This window comes from Lentilactobacillus parakefiri (genome assembly GCF_002157585.1).
Classification (GTDB): Bacteria; Bacillota; Bacilli; order Lactobacillales; family Lactobacillaceae; genus Lentilactobacillus; species Lentilactobacillus parakefiri.
Genome location: NZ_BDGB01000110.1, coordinates 1 through 7,173, shown reverse-complemented (window position 1 = coordinate 7,173; position 7,173 = coordinate 1). Strand labels below are relative to the sequence as shown.

The 7,173-nt window shown below is 39.2% G+C and carries 9 protein-coding genes; 4 read left to right on the top strand and 5 right to left on the bottom strand.

Annotation, left to right across the window (positions count from 1 at the left end):
- Positions 1 to 105 precede the first annotated feature (105 nt).
- The 4 genes from LPKJCM_RS11355 to LPKJCM_RS11340 all read right to left on the bottom strand — a co-directional run bounded on the left by LPKJCM_RS11355 (position 106) and on the right by LPKJCM_RS11340 (position 2,399).
- Complete coding sequence (locus tag LPKJCM_RS11355) at positions 106 to 474, bottom strand: hypothetical protein (RefSeq protein WP_057962181.1); 369 nt, start codon at positions 472 to 474, stop codon at positions 106 to 108.
- Positions 467 to 787, bottom strand: coding sequence for a hypothetical protein (locus LPKJCM_RS11350; RefSeq protein ID WP_014386909.1), 321 nt, complete (start codon positions 785 to 787; stop codon positions 467 to 469). Before LPKJCM_RS11350 ends, LPKJCM_RS11355 begins: the two co-directional genes overlap by 8 nt.
- Positions 780 to 2,087 carry a Y-family DNA polymerase gene (locus LPKJCM_RS11345; RefSeq protein WP_165758607.1) on the bottom strand — a complete coding sequence of 436 codons (1,308 nt, stop codon included), beginning with the start codon at positions 2,085 to 2,087 and terminating at the stop codon, positions 780 to 782. The genes LPKJCM_RS11350 and LPKJCM_RS11345 overlap by 8 nt, the downstream gene beginning before the upstream one ends.
- Before the next feature lie 234 nt (positions 2,088 to 2,321).
- Positions 2,322 to 2,399: a putative holin-like toxin gene (locus LPKJCM_RS11340; protein WP_076661461.1), complete on the bottom strand. Its 78-nt coding sequence runs from the start codon at positions 2,397 to 2,399 to the stop codon at positions 2,322 to 2,324.
- Positions 2,400 to 2,553: 154 nt separating this feature from the next.
- Between LPKJCM_RS11340 and LPKJCM_RS11335 the strand changes: the two genes are divergently transcribed.
- From LPKJCM_RS11335 to LPKJCM_RS11325, 3 genes are all read left to right on the top strand, one after another.
- Entirely contained in the window at positions 2,554 to 3,540 is a 987-nt protein-coding gene (locus LPKJCM_RS11335; protein ID WP_087069668.1) for an FRG domain-containing protein, read from the top strand.
- 661 nt (positions 3,541 to 4,201) lie between these two features.
- A complete protein-coding gene (locus LPKJCM_RS11330; protein ID WP_057961788.1) occupies positions 4,202 to 4,942 on the top strand; it encodes a DUF1643 domain-containing protein in 741 nt (246 codons plus the stop codon).
- A 346-nt stretch (positions 4,943 to 5,288) separates the two neighbouring features.
- Positions 5,289 to 5,744, top strand: coding sequence for a hypothetical protein (locus LPKJCM_RS11325; protein ID WP_057961787.1), 456 nt, complete (start codon positions 5,289 to 5,291; stop codon positions 5,742 to 5,744).
- A 175-nt stretch (positions 5,745 to 5,919) separates the two neighbouring features.
- Here the strand turns inward: LPKJCM_RS11325 and tnpC are convergent, their stop codons facing one another.
- A complete protein-coding gene (gene tnpC / locus LPKJCM_RS11320) occupies positions 5,920 to 6,831 on the bottom strand; it encodes an IS66 family transposase (RefSeq protein WP_057961786.1) in 912 nt (303 codons plus the stop codon).
- Positions 6,832 to 6,878: 47 nt separating this feature from the next.
- Here tnpC and LPKJCM_RS11315 point away from each other — a divergent pair.
- The coding region (locus tag LPKJCM_RS11315; RefSeq protein ID WP_225364196.1) for a transposase at positions 6,879 to 7,173 on the top strand (295 nt) is incomplete at its 3' end.

Below are 7,173 nucleotides of genomic sequence, written 5' to 3'. Positions count from 1 at the left end.
AAATTTGTCCAAAAATTCGGATTAAATTTGCAATCTACCATAAAGCCAAATAGACAAGCATCAAAAAAAACGGAAGGTTAATTATTAAGTAACCGTTCCGTCCTTTTATGTTGAAACATTTCGAATTTCTGGTAGTGGGATAAACCGATCAGCATCAACCACAATATCATTGGCATTGTAACCATGAATCAAGGTGGTGATATCTGGCCAATGACGGTTGTTTTGGTCAACCGTTTTTAGTTGAATGATCACTGGTTGTTGACGCTGATATGCGTCTGCCAGTTGTTGGGTTATCTCTGCTAAGGATTGTTGCGGTCGCGGAACATAGACTTCATTCAATTGCTGCTTCTGTTGGTTTAAAGCAGCAGTATGGTCGGATAAATAGAATCCCTGCCATTTCATCATGCCCCGGTCATGGTAATCATGTTCAAAAAAATGCTTAACCGTGTCTAAATCAAAGTCTTGGTTACTCAAGTGGCACCCGCTTTCGTTGAATCAGCTTTTGACTTGCCGGCCAGCGTTCCCCAGTAAAGCCAACAAATTCGATTGTTAGTTTTATATCTTGTCGTAATGCTTTTAACAGCTTTTCTAAATCAGCTAAATCATAGTGTGCTAATTTATGTAAGGGAACGGATTGCAAGCGCTCGTTAGCCCGTTGACTGTTAAAAAACAGATTATAGGTCTGATCGTAGGTATCATTAGTCAACATTAACCAATAGCGGGTTTTGGGACGCCGCTTAAACAATAGGGTTAACCGCCCCTTAATAATCTCGATATCGCTATTCATAGCTATTACCTCCATTATGTCCGCCCACTAGTGAAGCCCGCTTGATAGCGGTGCCCCCCTTTAATAAACTGGTCGCGTAAACTAGTTTGGTGAACCCAAATTGCCGGTGAATTTCATCAATCACCTGGTTTAACCGGCTACGGCGAATTTGGTTGCGCGGGGTTTCAAATAAATTAAGTTGTTGGCCGGAGTTGGCACTTAGTTTACTGCTATAAACACCAATATTCCGGACAGCTTGACCGTCCCAATTCTGACGGAATAACCACAATAATTGTTGCGTCAAAACTTGATTGTCGTTAGTTGGTTCAATTTTTAAAGCTTGGTGAAAGCCACCGCGGCCATCTGCTTCGGCTGCGGCATAGGAAAACCCAATGCTTAGCGATAGACACCCCGCCAGTTTATGGTGGTGCCGAAGCCGCGCCGCCACCTGTTCCCCAATTTCTTTAATGACGGTTTCAATTTCGACTTGGTTAAAATAATCTCGTGGCAATACTTGCGAATTACCCAGGCTAGCTTCTTTAACCTTAGTTGGTTCCGTGACTTGTGCGCGATCAATTCCCCAGGCCGTAGCAAATAACTGGCTACCAATGACGCCAAGCTGCTGTTTGAGTAAATAAGGGTTGGTATGGGCTAGCTCATACATATTGTGAATGTGAAGGCGGTTCAAACGTTTCGCCATACGGGGGCCAATCCCCCAAACGTCCGTTAATTCAGTAATTGACCAAATTTTATCCGGCACAGTTTCGTAATGGATTTCACCGATCAATTCATGATTATGTTTAGCGTAAAGGTCTAAGGCTAATTTAGCTTGCACCGGATTGTCACCAATTCCCACGGTGGTATACAAGCCTAGCTTTTGCCGAACTGTCTTTTGAATCAAGCGGGCCACTTCGCGAACGGAATTGCCAAACAGCCGCCAAGTATGGGTCATATCAAGAATGCTTTCATCAATTGAATACGGCCAAACCTCTTTTTCAGTGGTAAATTGATGAAAGATCTGATTGATCTGCAAATTACGTTGAATATAAAGGTTCATGCGCGGTGGCACGACCCACAACCTGGGGTCATTGGGTAAGTCACGTTTACGGGAGACGTTGGCTTTAAGATGAAATAAGTGCTTAGCTTCGGGTGACGTGGCTAAAATGAGTCCGCCATTGGTATTTTCAGCTTCACTAAGGACCACTAATGGGACTTTTAAGGGATTTAGCCCCCGGGAAACGGCTTCGCAACTAGCATAAAAGGACTTGTTATCAATTAAGAAGAACACGCCATGCGGTTCATCATCAGTAAACAATTTCATCACTTCCGTTAGCTTTTACCTGTATTGTAGCACAGAAGGCAAACGTGTGTTCCCTAAAAGCTGCTAGAAAGCTGATTAAAAATAGTCGAAAGTCAATTATAGTCATGCTATAATGTAGACAGAAAAAGGAAGCCCCGAGTGAACAGGACTTCCCATGTAGAACCGTTTAAGACGGTGGCAAACTTAATAGATTAGATCAAAAATAATCCATCTGCTCGCCAAAGCTAAGACGGATTATTTTTTTTGCTGACTTTTGATCAGCTCAACAATTAATGCGATTAAGGCCACGATAAAAGTACCGAAAGCCAGCATTAATTGTAAAGCGTCCGCAACGGACAATCAGGCTACTCCTTTCGTTAGGATTTATGGGCTTTAAAGGTTTAACACCATAAGCACCACCTCCGATCGGAAATAGCCACCGCCTTAACTTCTCTACAAGCTTTAATTATACAGGAGGAAGAAAATATTGGCTACGTTGAAAGAAATCATTTCAGAAGCGAAAGTTAATAATGATTTTATTTATCGAGGTTGTGCATATGAATCCTATGATTTAGTTCCGACCCTAGCTAGAAAGCTAGGAGCCGGAAGGCTAAATCAAGATATAAGTTTTGGCCAATATGATATTTATGCTGCTATTGTAGAAAATGCAGCTAAACGGGGATATAGAGAAGTTAATATGAATGGAAACTCAAACGAACTTTCTCAGCATTACGGGATAGACACTAGTTATCTTGACTGGAGTTATTCGGTGTATGTAGCTTTATACTTTGCGTTCACTAGTTATATTAAACAGTTTGTTGACGAAAAAATTTTAGATCAAGATATCGATATTTGTAAAATGTATTGTCTTAGAGACGACTTCAATAAGCACAAGTATTGCATATATAGACTTAATAAGACCTTGTATGCTGAATTAAAGAAGCAATATCCCAAATTACCGCTAATAGTATATGATACTGATCATAAAAACAAAAGAATGGAATCACAACAGGGGCTGCTATCTAGCATAGATACAAATAATGTGGCGCAAGGTTCTAAGGTTCAAGATTCTCAAATTCAGATATTAGTCGACTGGCTTCATTCTAACAACTCCAGTGATTCTTTAGAAAAAAAAGACAATAAATACTTATGGAAGAACGAAACTCTTTTAGAAAAAATAACCTACAAACTACCGCAAAGGGATCGAAATTGTTTACAAAAATATTTACAAGAAAACGGCGTCACCAGTACAAAATTATTTCCAGATTTTGAGGGTGTAAAAAAGAACATAGAGTTTTCAGAAGACTATAACATTTTGAGAGATTGGGAAATCGCCTATCAAGAAGCTCCTCTTCATTCAAATTTTATAGCCAAAGAAGATTTATTGAAAATGGCAAATGGAGATCAGAAGGTTATAGATTCAAGATTAAATACAGATCAGCTAAAGGAAGGCGAATTTTTCCTTTTTCACTGAGTTAGTTTAATAACCAATAGGGTATACTTATATGTTCCTAATTCAACTAAGGGGACATGGTATACATATGACTATAATGGAATAGGTAAAGAGTATACCAAAATTATCATAACATCAAAAACGGCAGTTATTCGTTCAAAAAGTTTTAATGAAAAAACGTATTTTGTGCCACGTACAAAGGTTTTAGGGGGTAAGTCCGGAGCCGTATTTATACATCACCCTAATCATACGGGTGGGGATACTTATGCAGTTCGTCATTTGTATCGATTAGGAAAATATCGAACTGTCCTTGTGTGCGTTGATGGCGGTTACAATTGCTCCTTGTGGTATCGATATAAGTTGAAGGATGACTATCATGGGGCAGCTAATGGAAAATATGGGCGTACTGTTCTTTATTAAATAATTTATAATATGCGTTTTTAGCAACTGGAGAACTTTCTTTGCTTGAATTTGCACTTAATTTGAAAATTCAAGCGTTAAAATAAAGGTTATATTAACAATGTCGTTTCCACTTAACCATAAAGCTATTCCCCCTCAAATAACTGGTCAACATTTTTTCACCAGAATTATAGCAAATAATGTGATTGGATTGGTTAATCAGTAACTTTTACTTTTGGGGTGGGTTATGATGATATCAAAACAATAGAAATGAGGAATTAAAATGACATCAGCCCTGGAAAAAGTAATTTATCCAATTTATGCGACCGTTGAATCGACGAAGCTCAACGGTTATAACTTATACGACCGACACATTCAATTACCTGAAATTAATGACTGTTATCGATATTTATTACCTTTTAATATTGACCACGAAAATGTTGAGGACTGGCGAGGCTTATCAACCAAAACTTTGATTGTGCTAATGATGAATCCCAGTATTGCTAATGACCACTACGGTGATCCAACCACCCTGAAACTACTAAAAGAATATTATCTCCAAAATGTTGAAAATCAACCAAAGCTACATCAACTTTATGAACACATTGATTTAATCAACGTCTTTCCCTATGTGAACAGTCGAAAGACTAAGGTTAAAGAATGGTTGAATGACTCTAACCGAACTACAACCGCAAATTACTTAAAGGCTAACCAGAAAATCATTCAAGCTTTACTTCAACAAATAACTAAACAAGGAAAATATGATTTATTGGTTGCGACTGGTAATCTTAATAGTTATTTTGAAAAAGAGGGAACAGTCCAATATGTTAACATAATGAATATCTTTAACGAAGAACACAATAAAAACTATTTAGACAAAATATTATATAAACGCATCAACGGCAAAAAAAGCACCGGTTATGCCTGTCATCTATCAGTTCCTGGTGATAAAACTTTTACGGTAACTCGTTCGCCCAAGCCTTTTGCCGATTTATTTGATGAAAACTATCGACTTCACATCTGACATCATCATTGGAACCCGCTTACGCGGAACCCAATGAAAATTCAAAGGCGATATGGAAACGGGCGAAAAGAAAGAAATGAATCGAGATACTTTTTTGTTTTGTCATAATTCCCGCCCCGTTTTAAGACCATCAACCACTCATGGTTATTTCGGATCAAAAAAAAGTCACCTTTACAAGTGACTTTCCACAGAAATATTACTTGGATATTCGGAGACGATACCCGGGCCGAAAATCTCTTTTCGACATCTGTAAGATAGCAGATTATTTTCAAATATCAAATTATATAAGTTAATTGCCTTAATTAGTAATATAATTAAACTATTACATACATGAGGGGTGTTTTCATTGAAATCCAAAAAGTTATTGCTGACAATTTTGTTAACCTTCGGGTTATTGATGGTTTTATCACCGGTTTCAGCCAGTGCGAAGACAGTGCCAACGCTGTTGCGGGGAACTTACTATCATTATGTCAAGAAGACCCACAAGTTTGCCCGGATTCGGTTTACCAAATATTCTTATTCGAGAACCGGCCAAAAAACGTTATATTCAGTTAATAATCGCGCTAATAAGCGAACTTGGCCGTCAATGGCCAAATATCATTTACCTTCATTATTCGTGTCCGCTCCCTACAAAGATTATTATACCGTTGAACTTAATCAATCCGATGCCTTTCAAGCATTTTATGAACCCGTCTGGTATACCGTTCATGGCCATAGGTATTCAGGATTGCAAGAAATGTATTATTGGCCTAACTATCAGCATACCCATTATCGTGCTTGGTATTCTCACAAAATTAAATAGCCTAAATAAAAAAGAATCCCATTGCGGATTCTTTTTCTTAATTTAAGTTAGCGCGATCATTTTGTTCATCATGCCGGTCAGTTGTAAGCACTAAATAATTGGACGTATTCAAAAAGGCATTCGAGCATGTTATTCTTCAGATAACACAATCGAATGCCTTTTTAAGTTTTTACAGTTAAGCTGCACAGCTTTGCTGTACTGCTTTAGCCCATGGTAAATAAGCCTCTAACTCCTCGTCAGTTGGGGAATCTCCTAACCGAGGCAAGTAGGTGAACAGATAGACTAAGTATTTTTTGAAATCTAAATGATTGGCAATGGCCGTTTCGAATAGGCCTAGGAAGAGGGCGTTAGCCTTGGCTCCGCGCTGGCCGGTACTAAAAAGCCAATTCTTACGACCAATGACCGAAATTTTGATACTCCGTTCGGCAATGTTATTACTAATGGCCACCCCAGGATCATTTAAAAAGACCTCTAGTTGTTCACGCTGATTCACCATGTAGGTATAAGCGCGTCCCAACTTAGACTTGTTGATAGGGGTAGTTTTACTCATTAGCTGCCATATGCTATCGACAATTGGCTTGGACTCTCGTTGTCGAATCTCTAACAACTGTTGTGGTGAAAAGCCCTGAGCTTTTCGTTCGATCGCAAATAGTTGATCGAACTTTTTGACAAATTTGCGGCCAAGACTCCTTTGGCTCTCAATTCCATTAGTGCCATCCACAAATTTTCGTCGTCCATGCGCCCAACAGCCAGCCCGCCGAATCCCTGGCGGAATGTGATTGTAACCCGCATAGCCATCGCAGACAAGAGTTCCGTTGAAGCCTTCGTAAATCGCCCGGGCCACTTTTTCACTTCGAGATGGGTCATAATGAAAATGGATAATCGAAGTAGCCGCGTTAGCGGCAGATCGCATTTCCCATAGAAATGACTTTGAGGTTGCCGACTTTCCTGGTTCTCGTAAAACTTGAATTGGCGTTTCATCGCCATGCAAATATGGTTGCTGCTTAAGCTTCCTGAAAAGCAACTGATCGACTAAAGCAACCCTCTCCGATCCAAAAATCACCCAATTGCTTAAGAAGCTGTCCAAGATCTATGATTTTTGATATACTTCTATGTAAAAAGCGAGTTTAAGCTATGAAAAATTATCCCAGCAATATTACTCGGCAACAATTTGAATTAATTCGACCAGCTTTAGAAAATTTTCGTAAGCGAACTAAGCCTCGAAAATATGACCTCTACGAGGTCTTCTGTGCGGTCCTATATGTCTTGAAAACCGGTTGCCAATGGCGTCAAGTCCCCGGTGATTTCCCAGAATGGCGGTCAGTTTACAACTATTACAAAATTTGGTCAACTAAAGCTGAGCCTACGGCTGATTCTTTATTGGAACAAGTTTTAAAAAAATTGTCATTGCTCGGCGAACTTACCAAGG

Bases quoted from the DNA above. Each gene is read 5' to 3' on its own strand.
- LPKJCM_RS11350 (WP_014386909.1), bottom strand. From the start codon at position 787: ATGAATAGCGATATCGAGATTATTAAGGGGCGGTTAACCCTATTGTTT.
- LPKJCM_RS11345 (WP_165758607.1), bottom strand. From the start codon at position 2,087: ATGAAATTGTTTACTGATGATGAACCGCATGGCGTGTTCTTCTTAATT.
- LPKJCM_RS11330 (WP_057961788.1), top strand. From the start codon at position 4,202: ATGACATCAGCCCTGGAAAAAGTAATTTATCCAATTTATGCGACCGTT.
- LPKJCM_RS11340 (WP_076661461.1), bottom strand. From the start codon at position 2,399: ATGCTGGCTTTCGGTACTTTTATCGTGGCCTTAATCGCATTAATTGTT.